12 protein-coding genes and 1 rRNA gene are annotated in these 13,401 nt (G+C 60.8%); 7 read left to right on the top strand and 6 right to left on the bottom strand.

All coding sequences use genetic code 11. The annotated features are described in order from the left end of the window. Positions 1–158: 158 nt before the first annotated feature. The 4 genes from rrf to AC07OP_RS06135 all read left to right on the top strand — a co-directional run bounded on the left by rrf (position 159) and on the right by AC07OP_RS06135 (position 3,992). Positions 159–274 (top strand): 5S ribosomal RNA (gene rrf, locus AC07OP_RS06150). Positions 275–426: 152 nt separating this feature from the next. Further along, positions 427–1,086, top strand: coding sequence for a paraquat-inducible protein A (locus AC07OP_RS06145; RefSeq protein ID WP_065923981.1), 660 nt, complete (start codon positions 427–429; stop codon positions 1,084–1,086). Then, positions 1,073–1,696 (top strand): paraquat-inducible protein A, encoded by a 624-nt coding sequence (locus AC07OP_RS06140; RefSeq protein WP_495101048.1) that lies wholly within the window; start codon positions 1,073–1,075, stop codon positions 1,694–1,696. The genes AC07OP_RS06145 and AC07OP_RS06140 overlap by 14 nt, the downstream gene beginning before the upstream one ends. Next, positions 1,689–3,992: a PqiB family protein gene (locus AC07OP_RS06135; protein ID WP_495101049.1), complete on the top strand. Its 2,304-nt coding sequence runs from the start codon at positions 1,689–1,691 to the stop codon at positions 3,990–3,992. Before AC07OP_RS06140 ends, AC07OP_RS06135 begins: the two co-directional genes overlap by 8 nt. 60 nt (positions 3,993–4,052) lie before the next feature. Here the strand turns inward: AC07OP_RS06135 and mksF are convergent, their stop codons facing one another. Genes mksF through mksB form a run of 3 tightly spaced genes read right to left on the bottom strand, consistent with a single transcriptional unit; the run spans position 4,053 to position 8,864 of the window. Further along, positions 4,053–6,893 (bottom strand): Mks condensin complex protein MksF, encoded by a 2,841-nt coding sequence (mksF, locus tag AC07OP_RS06130; protein WP_027606957.1) that lies wholly within the window; start codon positions 6,891–6,893, stop codon positions 4,053–4,055. Continuing rightward, positions 6,890–7,597, bottom strand: a complete 708-nt coding sequence (gene mksE, locus AC07OP_RS06125) for an Mks condensin complex protein MksE (protein ID WP_027606956.1) — start codon at positions 7,595–7,597, stop codon at positions 6,890–6,892. The genes mksF and mksE overlap by 4 nt, the downstream gene beginning before the upstream one ends. Then, complete coding sequence (mksB, locus tag AC07OP_RS06120) at positions 7,587–8,864, bottom strand: Mks condensin complex protein MksB (RefSeq protein WP_027606955.1); 1,278 nt, start codon at positions 8,862–8,864, stop codon at positions 7,587–7,589. Before mksB ends, mksE begins: the two co-directional genes overlap by 11 nt. A 187-nt stretch (positions 8,865–9,051) precedes the next feature. On the opposite strand from mksB, the gene AC07OP_RS06115 reads away from it, so the two are divergent. Next, entirely contained in the window at positions 9,052–9,795 is a 744-nt protein-coding gene (locus AC07OP_RS06115; RefSeq protein WP_141157853.1) for an energy transducer TonB, read from the top strand. Beyond that, complete coding sequence (rimI, locus tag AC07OP_RS06110) at positions 9,788–10,240, top strand: ribosomal protein S18-alanine N-acetyltransferase (protein ID WP_003188286.1); 453 nt, start codon at positions 9,788–9,790, stop codon at positions 10,238–10,240. Before AC07OP_RS06115 ends, rimI begins: the two co-directional genes overlap by 8 nt. Positions 10,241–10,300: 60 nt before the next feature. Here the strand turns inward: rimI and AC07OP_RS06105 are convergent, their stop codons facing one another. Continuing rightward, positions 10,301–10,705 (bottom strand): serine kinase/phosphatase, encoded by a 405-nt coding sequence (locus AC07OP_RS06105; RefSeq protein ID WP_115486535.1) that lies wholly within the window; start codon positions 10,703–10,705, stop codon positions 10,301–10,303. 151 nt (positions 10,706–10,856) lie between these two features. Here AC07OP_RS06105 and can point away from each other — a divergent pair, with 151 nt between their 5' ends. Continuing rightward, positions 10,857–11,501 carry a carbonate dehydratase gene (gene can, locus AC07OP_RS06100; RefSeq protein ID WP_003188288.1) on the top strand — a complete coding sequence of 215 codons (645 nt, stop codon included), beginning with the start codon at positions 10,857–10,859 and terminating at the stop codon, positions 11,499–11,501. On the opposite strand, the gene AC07OP_RS06095 is transcribed toward can, so the two are convergent. Together AC07OP_RS06095 and AC07OP_RS06090 are read right to left on the bottom strand one after the other, a co-directional pair. Beyond that, the gene (locus AC07OP_RS06095) at positions 11,498–12,010 is read right to left on the bottom strand and encodes an SET domain-containing protein-lysine N-methyltransferase (protein WP_027606952.1); all 513 of its coding nucleotides are present in this window, start codon (positions 12,008–12,010) and stop codon (positions 11,498–11,500) included. The genes can and AC07OP_RS06095 overlap by 4 nt on opposite strands. A 144-nt stretch (positions 12,011–12,154) precedes the next feature. Beyond that, positions 12,155–13,324, bottom strand: a complete 1,170-nt coding sequence (locus AC07OP_RS06090) for a hypothetical protein (RefSeq protein ID WP_027606951.1) — start codon at positions 13,322–13,324, stop codon at positions 12,155–12,157. Positions 13,325–13,401: the final 77 nt, after the last annotated feature.

Below are 13,401 nucleotides of genomic sequence, written 5' to 3'. Positions count from 1 at the left end.
ATAACACCCAAGCAATTTGACTACTCGAAAGAGCATCAGATTGCGGTGTGTGAAGACGCAATGAACCGAAAGTTCGAAATTTCACAAAACACCGACAGCTGTCACATACCCAATTTGCTGAAGCGAGGCCATCTGGCCACGACTCAGTACCCGAATTTCTTGACGACCATAGAGCATTGGAACCACCTGATCCCATCCCGAACTCAGCAGTGAAACGATGCATCGCCGATGGTAGTGTGGGGTTTCCCCATGTGAGAGTAGGTCATCGTCAAGATTAAATTCCGAAACCCCATTTGCGAAAGCAGATGGGGTTTTGTTTTGGGCGCTCGGAAAGTGCGCAAAGATGCACGACAAATTTGCACAGTTATTTCTGAACCAGACCACTAGAATAGGCACCTAACCTTTTTTAGAGTCAGAGCCCTATCTATGCCGGATCCGGTTGATGCCCTTGAGGTGTCGGATTTACCACTGGACAACTTGGTGGCATGCCATGAGTGCGACTTGCTGATGCGCAAACCCATGCTCGCCCTCGGTGAAAAAGCCCAATGCCCGCGTTGCGGTTATGAACTCTACGCTCACCGCCATAATGTCGTTGAGCGCAGCCTCGCCCTGGTACTCGCCGCACTGTTGCTGTACGTCCCGGCGAACTTTCTGCCCATCATGCAGCTCAATCTGCTCGGGCAGTCCTCAGAAGACACCGTGTGGAGTGGCGTAGTCGGTCTATTCGATACCGGGATGCAAGGCGTCGCCGCCGTGGTGTTCCTATGCAGCATGGGTATTCCACTGCTCAAGCTGCTTTGCCAGCTGGCGGTGCTGCTCAGTATTCGTTGGAAGATCGGCCGTAGTTACGGCCTGCTTCTGTACCGCATCTACCACCATATGAAAGATTGGGGAATGTTGGAGGTCTACTTGATGGGCGTACTGGTGGCGATCGTGAAACTCGCCGACATGGCCTCAATCACCATCGGCCTGGGTCTGGTCTGCTTTGTCAGCCTATTAATGGTTCAGGTTCTGCTTGAGGTGGTGATGTCGCCGCACCAGATCTGGCAAGCACTGTCAGGAGAGGATGATCATGCGGGCGATTGATGCGGGCATTCTGATTTGTACTGAATGCCACGAGCTGAACAAACAAGATCCTGACACCGATGAGCAAACCTGCACGCGATGCGGTGCGCTGATCCATGCCCGTCGCCCCAACAGCCTCACCCGTACCTGGGCCTTGCTGATCACGGCGGCCATTCTGTATATCCCCGCCAATCTGTTGCCGATCATGACCGTCAATTCCCTCGGCCAGGGCGAGCCCAGCACCATCATGGCCGGTGTGATCCAGTTGGTGCAGCACGGCATGTTCCCGATTGCGGCTGTGGTGTTCATCGCCAGCATCCTGGTGCCGACGTTCAAGCTGGTGGGCATTGGCCTGTTACTGTTCTCGGTTCAACGTCACCAACCGCTTTCCGCGCAGCAACGCATTATCATGTACCGCTTTATCGAATTCATTGGCCGCTGGTCCATGCTGGATATCTTCGTGATCGCCATCCTGGTGGCGGTCGTAAACTTTGGGCGGCTTGCCAGCGTCGAGGCCAACCTCGGCGCTGCAGCGTTCGCCAGTGTGGTGATCCTTACGATGCTTGCCGCAGTAACTTTTGATCCCCGACTGATTTGGGATAACACGGAGTCGGACGACGACCATGAGTGATTTGCCTAAAGCTAAAACCCGCCCGGCCTCCAATTGGTCAGCCATTTGGGTTCTTCCCCTGATTGCCTTGATCATCGGCGGTTGGCTGGGGTGGCGTGCCTATTCCCAGCAGGGTATTGAGATCCAGGTGCGCTTTGAAAGCGGCGAAGGCATCCAGGCCAACAAAACCGAAGTGGTCTACAAAGGCATGTCCGTGGGTAAGGTCAAGACCCTTGCCCTTGACGACGAGGGCAATAATCGCGGGGTGATTGCCACCATCGAGATGAACAAGGATGTCGAGCAATACCTCAAGACCAACACGCGTTTCTGGCTGGTCAAGCCCAGTGTCAGCCTTGCCGGTATCACCGGCCTGGAAACCCTGGTCTCGGGTAACTACATCGCCGCCAGCCCCGGTGACGGTGAGCCTACACGCAAATTCAAGGCGCTCTCCGAAGAGCCGCCTTTGTCCGACGCCAAACCTGGCCTGCACCTGACCATCAAGGCCGACCGCCTCGGCTCGCTCAACCGTGGCAGCCCGGTGTTCTATAAGCAGATACAGGTCGGCCAGGTCAAAAGCTACTTGCTCTCCGAGGACCAGAGCACCGTCGAGATCAAGGTCTACATTGAGCCGACCTACGCCAACCTTGTGCGCAAACACACCCGTTTCTGGAACGCCAGCGGCATCAGCATCGATGCCAATCTCTCCGGCGTGAAGGTGCGCAGCGAATCCCTCTCCAGTATCGTCGCCGGCGGCATTGCCTTCGCCACGCCGGAGAATCGCAAGGACAGCCCGCCGACCGATCCGAGCCTGCCGTTCCGCCTGTACGAAGATTTCGACGCGGCCGCTGCCGGTATCAAGGCCAAGGTCAAGCTCACGGACTTCGAAGGCCTGCAGGCCGGGCGTACACCGGTGATGTACAAAGGCATTCAGGTGGGCAGCCTGAAAACCTTGAAGATCGACCCGGACCTGTCCAGCGCCAACGCCGAGCTGACCCTCGACCCCTTGGCCGAAGACTACCTGGTTCAGGACACCCAGTTCTGGGTGGTCAAACCTTCCATCTCGCTGGCCGGCATTACCGGCCTGGAAGCCCTGGTCAAAGGTAATTACATCGCCATTCGTCCTGGTGACAAAGGCAGCGCCCCGCAGCGCGAATTCGTCGCCCGCGCAAAGGCGCCGCCGCTGGACCTGCGTTCCCCTGGCCTGCACATGGTGCTGTTCACCGACAACCTCGGCTCCCTGGATGTCGGCAGCCCGATCCTCTACAAACAGGTCAAGGTCGGCTCGGTGCAGAGCTACCAGTTCTCGCGCAAGAACAAGCAGTTGGTGATCGGCGTTCATATCGAGAAGGAATACGAAAACCTGGTTAACGGTTCGACACGTTTCTGGAATGCCAGCGGCGTGACCCTGACCGGCGGCCTTACCGGTGGTATCCAGGTGAAGAGTGAGTCCCTGGCCAGCCTGATGGCCGGCGGAATTGCCTTCGAAACGCCGCAGCCGAACGTACCGCTGAAAAAGCGCATTCCACGTTTCCGTTTGTTTGCCGACCGTGAGGCGGCCACTCAGCATGGCACCCTAGTGACCATCAAGGTCGACCGTGCTGACGGTATGCGTCCAGGCACACCGGTACGTTTCAAAGGCCTGGATGTGGGCAAGATCGAGAGCGTAGACCTCAGTGCCGATATGCAATCGGTGCTGCTCAGCGCACGTATTACCCAAGTAGCGGATCGCATCGCGCGCGTCGGCAGCCAGTTCTGGGTGGTCAAGCCAGAACTGGGCCTGATGAAAACCTCTAACCTGGAAACCCTGGTCACCGGGCAATACATCGAGGTGCAGCCGGCTGCGAAAAACGCCGGTCCGCAGAAGAGCTTCGTCGCACTGACCCAACCCCCTGAAGCTGTCCGCCAGGAGGCCGGCCTGAGCCTGACACTCAGCGCCGCACGCCGTGGCTCGTTGAAGGAAGGTGTGCCGGTGACCTACCGTGAAGTCACCGTGGGCAAAGTGACCGGCTACGAGTTGGGCCAGACCGCCGATCGGGTGCTGATCCACATCCTCATCGAGCCCAAGTACGCGCCGCTGGTACGCAGTGGCAGCCGCTTCTGGAACACCAGCGGCTTTGGCCTCGACTTTGGCCTGTTCAAGGGGGCGACGGTGCGCACCGAATCCCTGGAGACGCTGGTGGCCGGCGGTATCGCCTTTGCCACGCCAGACGGCGACCGCATGGGCAACGCCGCGCGGCCGCAGCAAACCTTCCCACTGTTCGACAAATTCGAAGAGGAATGGCTGACCTGGGCACCGAAAATCCCACTCGGCAAATAAAGCTACAAAAAAGGCCGCGATCCATCGGATCGCGGCCTTTTTACATTTCAGCGCAAAACGTCAGACCTCATCCAGCTCCGGTTCATCCGCCTGCACATTCACTGTCGCCTTCACCACATCATGGCGACGGATGTACTTCCAGTCCGCCTCATCGATGTAGATCCCGTTCGGCCCGCTGCCGCCTTCCAGGTCGATTGCCACCTGGGCAGACACCTGCGGCTTCACACTGGCGAGGATCGGCACAAAGCCCAGCTGCAAACTGGTTTCCAGCAACGCCGCCTGGTTCTTCTCATCGATATCCGCTGCTTCGTCGAGGTAGTACGGCAAGCGCACACGCCCGGCCTGGTCACGGTCCATCAAGTGCAGCAACAGGTACATGTTGGTCAGCGCCTTGATGGTCATGGTGGTACCGTTGGATGCCGCGCCATCGATGTCGGTGTGGATCACCGGCTGGCCGTGCACCTTGGTGATCTCGAAGGCCAGTTCGAACAGGTCCTTGAGGCCCAACTGGTTATGGTTGGCCGCCACCAGGCGGGCCAGGTATTCCTTGGCCTCTTCGTTCTTGTTGTCCTGCTCGGCACTTTGGCTGAGGTCGAACACCGACAGGGTTTCGCCTTCTTCATACTGGCCAGCACTGTGGATGATCTGGTCGATATGCTTGAGGGCTTCCTTGTTCGGCGCGAGCACGATGCGGAAGCTCTGCAGGTTGGACACCTGACGCTTGTTGATCTCGCGGTTGAACAGCGCCAGCTGGTGTTCCAGGCTGTCGTAGTCGCTGCGGATATTGCGGAGGGTCCGGGCGATATCGGTGACCGCCGCGCGGCGCGCCTTGCCCAGTGTCAGCGCCTCATCTGTACGGTGCGCATAAGCGTTGATCAACAATTGCAGGCGACGCTCTACATCATCCTCGCTGTCGAACTTGGCCACGCCCTTGAGGCGCACCTGCGCGTACAGCGCCTCGATCTGGCCATCGGCACGCAGCAAGCCCTGCCAGCTGTCCTGATAGTCATTGAGCAGCGGCAGCAGGTTGTCCATGGAGTCATCGACCGGGTCCATGAACGGTGTGCCGAACGGCAAGTCGGCCGGCAACAGCTGCCGGCGGCGCAAGGCGTCATCCAGCGTACGTTGCTTGGCTTCCATATCGCCGATCTGGCGGCCTACCAGTTGCAGCTTGGCGGACAGTTGCTGGACGCGTTCGGTAAACGCATCGCTGGAGCGTTTCAACTCATCCTGGGCTGCTTCCATCTGCGCCAGGTTTTCCAGTTTTTCGCCTTCTTCGGCACTCAGGGTTTGCGCGCGCCGGAAGTCTTCCAACGCCTTTTGCGCGTCCAGCACCTGCTGGTACAGCGCTTCGGTCTGGGTCTTGCTCGCCGCGCGGTCGGAGGCCACGGCTTGCTGGGTTTTCAGCTGCTTGAGTTCTTTCTCCAGGCGTTCCTTTTGGTCGCGCAACGCCGCGCGATCCGCCAGGGCCTGCAGCGCCGGTGGTTCGATGTGGGAGATGTCGATGGACAGCCCCGGCACTTCAAAGCGCTCGCCCTTGAAGCCATCGAGGATCTGCTCCAGGGATTTGACCCACTGGCCGTCCTCGTCCAGGGTGATGCCGTGTTCACCCAATGGCAGGCTGAACAACGAGCTGTTGAACAAGCGCATCAGGCGCTCGACGTCCTGCTGCGAAAACTCTTCGCGCAGCTTGGCATAGCTGTTGTTGTCGGCGTGATCAAGCTGCTGCTTGACCGACTTCAAGCGTTTTTCCAGGTCGCGCAGACGCTCGTCCAGATCCTCGGCGCTGAACTGCCGCGACTGCGCCAGGGCGCCTGCCAGCTCATCGTGAGCATCCTTGGCCGCCAGCAGTTGTTGCTCCAGGACCTTGACGTCATCCACCAGGGCAAAGCGATGCTTGAGCACCGACAGCTCGCCCAGCCAACGCTGGATACCGCTGATTTCCCGCTCCAGGCGCATCAGCTCCTGGGTGCCGCCGCGCTGGTCGTTCTGCAGTGCGTCCTGCTCGTTGCGGTAGTGCTCGGCCTGGATGGTCAGCTCTTCCTTACGCGCACTGGCATAGTCCGACCAGGTGCCGAGCAGCGAATCCAGCAGCGGCGACAGGCGATGCAGCTTGCCGCGCAGGACGTCGCGCTGGCGAACGCCGTTGGCCAGGGCTTCCACCAGCGGGCCGGCGGCGACCAGGGAATTGTAGTCCTGCTCCATACGTCGTACGTCGCGGAAGGCTTCTTCGCACGCTGCGATGTAATCCACACTACCCGAACGCAGGCTGTGCTCGAACGCATCGAGGAACAGCTGCTTGAGCTTGGCCGCGGTGATTTCGCGCATGTGCAGCAGGTTGATGAACAGCGCACGGAAGGTTTTCAGGCTTTGCTCACTGGTGGAGCGCAGCGGGATCAGGGTCAGGTCCAGCGGGATCGACGTATGACCACCCACCAGCAAACGGCGCAGTTCGTCAGGCTTGAGTTCATAGGCTTTCAGGCCTTCGCGCTCAAGGTTGGTGAACAGCTCTTTCTGACGCAGGCAGGTGTCGTTTTTCTGATAGTGGGCCAGGTCCAGCTTGCCGGCGTAGGCAAAGAACTGGTGCCCGAAACCGCCGCCCGGGCCACGCCCGACCACGCCGATTACGTGGGGGCCATGGGGCAGGGAGACTTCCACCAGGATGTAGCTGGTGTCGGTGGCGAAGTAGAAGCGTCGCGATTGCTCCAGGGTGTACTTGCCGAAACTCATGTCCGACATGCGCGCCAGGATCGGGAACTGCAAGGCGTTGATCGACGCGGATTTACCCAGGTTGTTGGCGCCATACACCGACAGCGGCTCTTCCAGCGGGAACAAGCCCAAACTGTAGCCGGCGGTGTTCAATAGGGCGAAGCGGCGGATGCCGTAGCGTTCCTTACTCATGCGTCGGTCTCCTGTTCTTCGGCAATGGCGCGGGCCAGGGCGTCTTCTTCGCTTTCTTCCGCGAAGTCACTCAAGTCCAGCGGGTCATCGGTCTTCAGCAGCTTCTCATCGCTGTCTTCGTCGATGATCACCGGTGCCGGCAACGGCAACACGCTGTGCACGCTGGCCGCGAGGTCACGGTCTTGCTGCACCGACAGGCACACGTCGAGGAAGCGGTGCATCGGTGGCAGGAAGCGGTAGATGCCGTTGTCTTCGCTGGCAAAACCCAGCTGGGTCATGCGGCGCATGATTTTTTCTTCGAGTTCTTCCTGGGTCTGCACTTCGGCCTGGATAAACAGGTCGCGGTATTTTTCCAGCAGGGACGGCAGTTCATCGCGGCCGAGGCTGCCACCGTCGAGCACGGCGATCGGATCGCGGCCCTGGTCGGCCAGGTGCTCAACAATGATGAAGGTGAACAGCGCCAGGCGCTGGGCGGTCTTGTTGACCTGCGCACTGGCAATCGCGGAGTCCGGCACGAAGTAGTAGAAGCCACGGGTATCGCACACCAGCTCAAAGCCCAGGGCCTTGAACAGCGTGCGGTACTGGTCTTGGAAGTTCGACAGTTGCGCGTACAGCTCGGGGTCGCGGCGGCTGACGTGGTAACCCTTGAACAGCTCGCGAAAGATCGGCGCCAGCTGGGACAGTTCGGATAGATCAAGATGCATGAGGTGTACTCGCAGAATGCTCGGCGGCGTCGGTGCCGGCCGGGAGCAGGGCGAATGAGCGCAGGCTGACCTGGTGCTCGTGTGTGTGGTAGTCGCGGCGTTCCAGGCGCTCGCGCTTGAAGCGTTTCTCCCGCGAGAGCCGCGAGAACCAGTACAGCAATTCGTCGGTGGCACCGTCCGGTTCCTGCTCCAGCAGCCAGGTCATCAGGTCCGGCATCGGCAGCGCGTCTTCGCAGCGCTCGAGCATTTCCTTGACCGTCCGCGGCGCGCGCTGGGCTTCGCCCTTGTGGGACTTGTGCGCCTTGGGGAACCGGGCCGGTTTCGGCTCGAAGTTCGCCAGGGCATACACATAGGCTTCGACCTGGCTGGCACTGCCGAGGAAGGTGCTTTGCGGTCGGGTAAACATCGGCATCGCCGCCTGCGGCACCGCGTCCAGGCCCTTACGTCGGATGGCCGACAGCGCCAGCGCCGCACCGCGGGTCACGGCGTTGTGCCGACGCGCTTCTTCGCGCAGCGGCAACAGCAGTTCGCGGGCATGCCGCAAGGTCAACTGGGCGCTGGTCTGCATTTCGAGGATGCGCGCGTGGGTGCGCAGCAGCATGTCGTCGTCCACCAGGTGGCCGAGGCGCTGTTGCTCGGTGAGCATGCGCAGCAGCACGTTTTCCACTTTGCGCACGCCTTGCTCGAAGGCACCGTCGGCGTTCACCAGCTGGATCATCGGTTCGACGTACTCGTCCCAGGTCGCCAGGACTTCAGCATAACGCTGGCGCAGCGGGATCTGCCGGTCGCTGGTCTTGGCACGGTCGGCCACGGCCGCGAGGGCCTGTTCGTCGTTGGCGAGTTTTTTCAGTACGTCGCGTACGCGCATGTCCAGCAGGCGCAGTTGTCGGGCCAGGTCGTGGCCATCACGAATGTCGAAGGCATCCTGGATATAACCGGCCAGGCGCTCCAGATGGCGCAGGTAGGCTTCGATCTCCAGGCACAGGCCAAGCCGGTGCTCCTTGCGAAGATAAGCCAGGAAGTCGTGGATCTGCGCGTTGAGCTCGAAACGGTTCGGGCTCTTGGCGACAGGCACCAGGATATCCAGGCGAATCCACACGTCCAGCAGGCTGGTGATGTCCTGGGGCGTGCTGTCCAGTTGTTGGGCGGCCAGTTGTGCGCGCAGCTCGCCGAGGCTCAGGGTGCCTTGGTCGAAGTGTTCGCACAGTGGCTCAAGTAAGGCCCAGTGTTCGGCGAGGGCGCGCAGGACGCGCTTGGGTTCGATCATGGGAATGGCCGGCTGGTTGGCGATTAAAAGTCGCGATTGTACTGCATCAGGCGCGGGATTTATCCACAGCCGGTCAGTGCACAGTGGGCGATTGTTACCGAACAGCGGTAGAATCCCCGCTCTTTACTTATCCACAAGTGGCCGAGCTGTGCTTATCGAGTCCCGACGTCGCGCTTACTTGACCGCCATGCAGGTGGTCAACTGGCTGCCCCGCACCGAACTGCCGTTCGCCGCCCCGTCGCGGCCCGAGCTGTTAGAGGCGCTTGAGCCCTATGAGGCGTTCGAGGTTTCGGGGGAGGAGGCGGCTGCACCGGTGGCCGTGGTCAAACCCGTACTGGAAGCTCGTCCTGCGGTTGAACGCGTCAAGGTCGAGGTGCCGCGCCCGGGGCCAATGGCCAAGCCCGTGGTGGCCGAAGCGGCTGCGCCGGTTGCCAAGGCCCCCGTGGTGCCGCCGCCACGTTTTGCCCTGCAGTTATTGCGGGCCGGGCGTTGCCTGCTATTGGTGGAGTTACCCACCGGCGAGCGCTTCCAGACCCGCGACCCCGCCTACATGCTGCTCAAGGACATGCTGCGCGCCGCCGGCCTGCCCGACAGCCCGCAAATCGTCGGCGACCCGGTCCGTTGGCCGCTGCTGGTACGCGGCACCATGGACCAGGGCCCGGAAGCGGCGCGGGATTTCGTGCAAGGCTTCGTCTCGGCACGCCTGGAGGACGAACCCTGCGTGTGCCTGTGGCTGATCGGCCTGCCCGCCGTACGATTTGCCGGTGAAGCGAACGCCGAAGCCTGGTACCGCGAACTGCAGGTCGAGGGCCTGGGTTCTGTATGGGCCCTGCCGGGCCTGGAATTATTAATGGAAGAGCCACAGCGTAAGGCTGATGTCTGGCAAGCCATGCGCCGGCTGATGGCGCGCTGGAAAACAACTGATGAGTGAGGCTTTATCCTTCCGCCCGATGACCGAGGCCGACCTCGACGCCGTGCTGAAAATCGAATACGCGGCGTTCAGCCACCCCTGGACTCGCGGGATCTTTCTCGACGGGCTGGGCAAGTACCAGATCTGGCTGATGTTCGAAGGCGAGCAGCAGGTAGGTCACGGCGTGGTGCAGATCATCCTCGATGAAGCGCATTTGCTGAACATCACCGTCAAGCCGGAAAACCAGGGCCGTGGCCTGGGCCTGGCACTGCTGGAACACCTGATGTCCCGCGCCTATGCCGCCAACGCGCGGGAATGCTTCCTGGAAGTGCGCGACAGCAATACCGGCGCGTTCCGCCTGTATGAGCGCTATGGCTTCAACGAGATCGGGCGTCGTCGGGACTATTACCCAGCCGTGGGTGGGCGTGAGGATGCAGTCGTGATGGCCTGTACCCTGGTCGATTAAACACACAAGCCAACGTGGCAGGGGGCAGGTCGCCCCTCCCACATTTGGATTTGCGCAGTGTCAGCGGTTTCCGTCCACCGGGTCCAGATCAGCCAGTTCCGCTTCATCCAGGCCATTGCCGCCGCCAATGTCATCTTCATCGACAATGCTCAGGTCAAAATCCGCCGGGTTGTCTTCGCCCGCCTCCCGAGCATCCCGCGCACCGTCTTCATGGATCAGGGTTTCCGGGCTCATATCATCATCGGTCGACTCATGATCAGCCGTTGAAGCCCCGGTCAGTCCGGCCTCGCGCACCCGTTCGTCGGGGATCAGGTGCTCGCGCTCGCGACGAGGTATTTCATCACCGATCTCCGCCGTCGGCTCGTCTTCGTCAAAATCCAGCTCGCGCATCGAGCCCATGCGGTCTTCGTTGTCGTCAATCGGTTCGGGCTGTGTAGCGCCGTAGGGACGTCGTGATTCAGTCATGGCCAATCCTCATACTGTGGGGCTTATAGTGTGTGGACAGGCATGGCCCCCCAAGATTCAAGTAATTGGCCGCCGGCTATCTTTATGATCGGCGTGACCTGGACGGGCGGTCGTCTGTCAAAGCTGCGCATCATTCCTGAGGCTTTCCCTGATGAACGAACTACAAGACCTGCTTGATAACAACGAACGCTGGGCGGATGCGATCAAACAGGAAGATCCCGAATTCTTCGCCAAGCTCGCCCGCCAGCAGACCCCTGAATACCTGTGGATCGGTTGTTCCGATGCGCGGGTACCGGCCAACGAGATCGTCGGCATGCTGCCCGGTGATCTGTTCGTACACCGCAACGTGGCCAACGTGGTGCTGCACACCGACCTCAATTGCCTGTCGGTGATCCAGTACGCGGTTGATGTGCTCAAGGTCAAACATATCCTTGTCACCGGCCACTATGGCTGCGGCGGCGTGCGCGCCTCGATGCAGGACCGCCAGTTCGGCCTGATCGACGGCTGGCTGCGCACCATCCGCGACCTCTACTACGAAAACCGTGACGTGCTGGCCCAACTGCCGACCGAAGAGGAGCGTGTGGACCGCATGTGCGAGCTGAACGTGATCCAGCAGGTGGCCAACGTCGGCCACACCAGCATTGTGCAAAATGCCTGGCACCGTGGGCAGAGCCTGTCGATCCACGGCTGCATCTACGGCATCAAGGACGGCCGTTGGAAGAGCTTGAACACCACCATCAGTGGCTTCGAGCAACTGCCGCCGCAGTATCGCCTGCGTCCGCTGGGCGAAGCCTAAGGCCGTTTGCGTTCGCGCCAATGGGTCATGAACGCCTGGCCCTCGGCGTTCAAACACTCTGTGCTGCCGGTGATCCAGCCCCGGCAGTTCAGCTCGCCGCATTGGCAGGCGAACTGTCGGAACAAGGTGTCCTCGGTACTGGCGTAGTCCAGGGTCAGCGGGGCGCCGGCGGGGATGGGCTGTACGGTCCAGAGTTCCAGGTAAGTGGTGTCGAAAAACACATTCGGGTTGCAGGAGTGTCGCAGCAGGCCGCAGAACCAGCTGTCATACAGGTGGATGCGGGCCGACAGCTGCAGCGTACGTGGGCGTCGCTCGTTCACGGCGTAACCGGACACCCGGGCAATGCGCACGCGGCCGTCAAAATCCACGCGAGCCCTGACGCCGCCGCCGTCGCGCTCAACCTTAAAGTGCTTGGCCGAAGGGTAGCCCTGTTCAACGAGCAGTGTCTTGAACGGGTACAAACCATCACCCACAACGGTTTTAGCCTGGTCCATGGCTTGAGTTTTCATAACTCTCCTTGGTTAGGCTGCATCGACCTGCGGGTGGTGGCTGACTACCAGTCTTGCAGCGGATGGGCCCGGCTCAAGACTCGCTGAACGTGGAGCCGATTTCTACTGTCAACTTTGACAGTAGAAATCGGATTTTTTTGCTGTCTACAGCGCAGGCGCCGTGATGCTGGGGGCGGGTGCTGCGTTTTTCAGCTGCTTGAGCTGCGTCTTGATCGAAGGCGTGGCGCATTTGGCGTTCGCCTGTTCCGGCGTCAGGTTGCGCACCGAGGTGTAGAACAATTCGCAGGTCTGCTCTTTGCGCGTGACCTGCCAGGTGTTCATGCAGGCCTTGAGCAGTACATTCGGATCGCTCGCGGGCTTCTGGCCCATTCCGGCCTGCCAGCAGGCGGCGCTCAAGTCCTGGCCCATCACTTTCAAGCCGGCTTCGTCGGCTTTCTGCTCGTTACCGTCATAGGTGTCCGGGCTGGCCGCGTACCAGATGTAGCTGGGGTGGTTGGCGCCCAGCACCGAGACGGTCCTGCCCGCGGCAGGGCTGATCTGCGCCAGGCCCAGCACACCCACGGTTTGCCCGTATTGCTGCTTGATCCAACTGCGCACCGGCGCGCCGAACGCGACCATTGGCAGCGAGCCGTTGGGGTGCAGGCTCAGTTCGCTGACCATGCGGGTCTGGTAGTCGGTGAAGTAGCCGTAGACGTTCTCCAGGTCCTTGCCCGCATTGGAAGGTGCGGCGATGGGGGCGATATCGATGATGGTCTGGTAGGCCGGGGTTTCGGTGGCCGGCACACCGTTATCGGTGAGCAGGCTGGCCCAGCGGTCGGTGGTGGCCGACTCCAGGTAATCCTGGGCCTGGGTCAGCGAATAATCCGGCGGGAAATGCAGCAACTCGATGCTCTTGCGGTTTTCCAGGGCCATGCCCAGTGGCAGGAACAGGTACCAGTTGTACGCCCACTTGCCGTCGCTGTTGAGTCTGCTCGCGCCCTGGTAGGCCAGGTCAGCGGTATTGAGCAGCGCGGTCAGGGGCTGGCCGTAACTGTCGGGTACACCGCTGAAGGTCGCGGCGAGCTGCCCTTCATGGTTCTTGACGCTGACCTTGGCTCGGCTGTAGCCATCGCGCTGCAGGCTTTGGTTCAGGTAGTGCTCGGCGGTCTGCTCCAGCGTCCATGGCCGAAAGCAGATCACATTGCAGTTATTGGGGTAGGCGAACAACTGGGTCACCCGTTGAGTGCTGCCCAGCGGTACTTCGATGTCGGCGTGTACGACCGCACTGGCCATCAGTGCGGCCAGGGTGAAGGACAACCTGGTCGGTTTGAACATACTTGATTCCTTGTCAGCGAAAGCCCGTCTGCGCGGGGTGAAAGCCCACCTCCTCACAGTAGCGGTTGGCCAGGAAA

The organism is Pseudomonas sp. GW821-FHT09D08 (assembly GCF_059416305.1).
Note: the sequence above shows the minus strand (reverse complement) of the source record. Positions and strands in the feature narration are given on the sequence as shown.

What these genes read in the sequence shown, in the direction of transcription:
- rimI (WP_003188286.1), top strand. Translation starts at nt 9,788, where the DNA reads ATGAGTGAGGCTTTATCCTTCCGCCCGATGACCGAGGCCGACCTCGAC.
- AC07OP_RS06105 (WP_115486535.1), bottom strand. Translation starts at nt 10,705, where the DNA reads ATGACTGAATCACGACGTCCCTACGGCGCTACACAGCCCGAACCGATT.
- can (WP_003188288.1), top strand. Translation starts at nt 10,857, where the DNA reads ATGAACGAACTACAAGACCTGCTTGATAACAACGAACGCTGGGCGGAT.
- AC07OP_RS06145 (WP_065923981.1), top strand. Translation starts at nt 427, where the DNA reads ATGCCGGATCCGGTTGATGCCCTTGAGGTGTCGGATTTACCACTGGAC.
- mksE (WP_027606956.1), bottom strand. Translation starts at nt 7,597, where the DNA reads ATGCATCTTGATCTATCCGAACTGTCCCAGCTGGCGCCGATCTTTCGC.
- mksB (WP_027606955.1), bottom strand. Translation starts at nt 8,864, where the DNA reads ATGATCGAACCCAAGCGCGTCCTGCGCGCCCTCGCCGAACACTGGGCC.
- AC07OP_RS06090 (WP_027606951.1), bottom strand. Translation starts at nt 13,324, where the DNA reads ATGTTCAAACCGACCAGGTTGTCCTTCACCCTGGCCGCACTGATGGCC.
- AC07OP_RS06140 (WP_495101048.1), top strand. Translation starts at nt 1,073, where the DNA reads ATGCGGGCGATTGATGCGGGCATTCTGATTTGTACTGAATGCCACGAG.
- AC07OP_RS06115 (WP_141157853.1), top strand. Translation starts at nt 9,052, where the DNA reads ATGCAGGTGGTCAACTGGCTGCCCCGCACCGAACTGCCGTTCGCCGCC.
- AC07OP_RS06095 (WP_027606952.1), bottom strand. Translation starts at nt 12,010, where the DNA reads ATGAAAACTCAAGCCATGGACCAGGCTAAAACCGTTGTGGGTGATGGT.
- AC07OP_RS06135 (WP_495101049.1), top strand. Translation starts at nt 1,689, where the DNA reads ATGAGTGATTTGCCTAAAGCTAAAACCCGCCCGGCCTCCAATTGGTCA.
- mksF (WP_027606957.1), bottom strand. Translation starts at nt 6,893, where the DNA reads ATGAGTAAGGAACGCTACGGCATCCGCCGCTTCGCCCTATTGAACACC.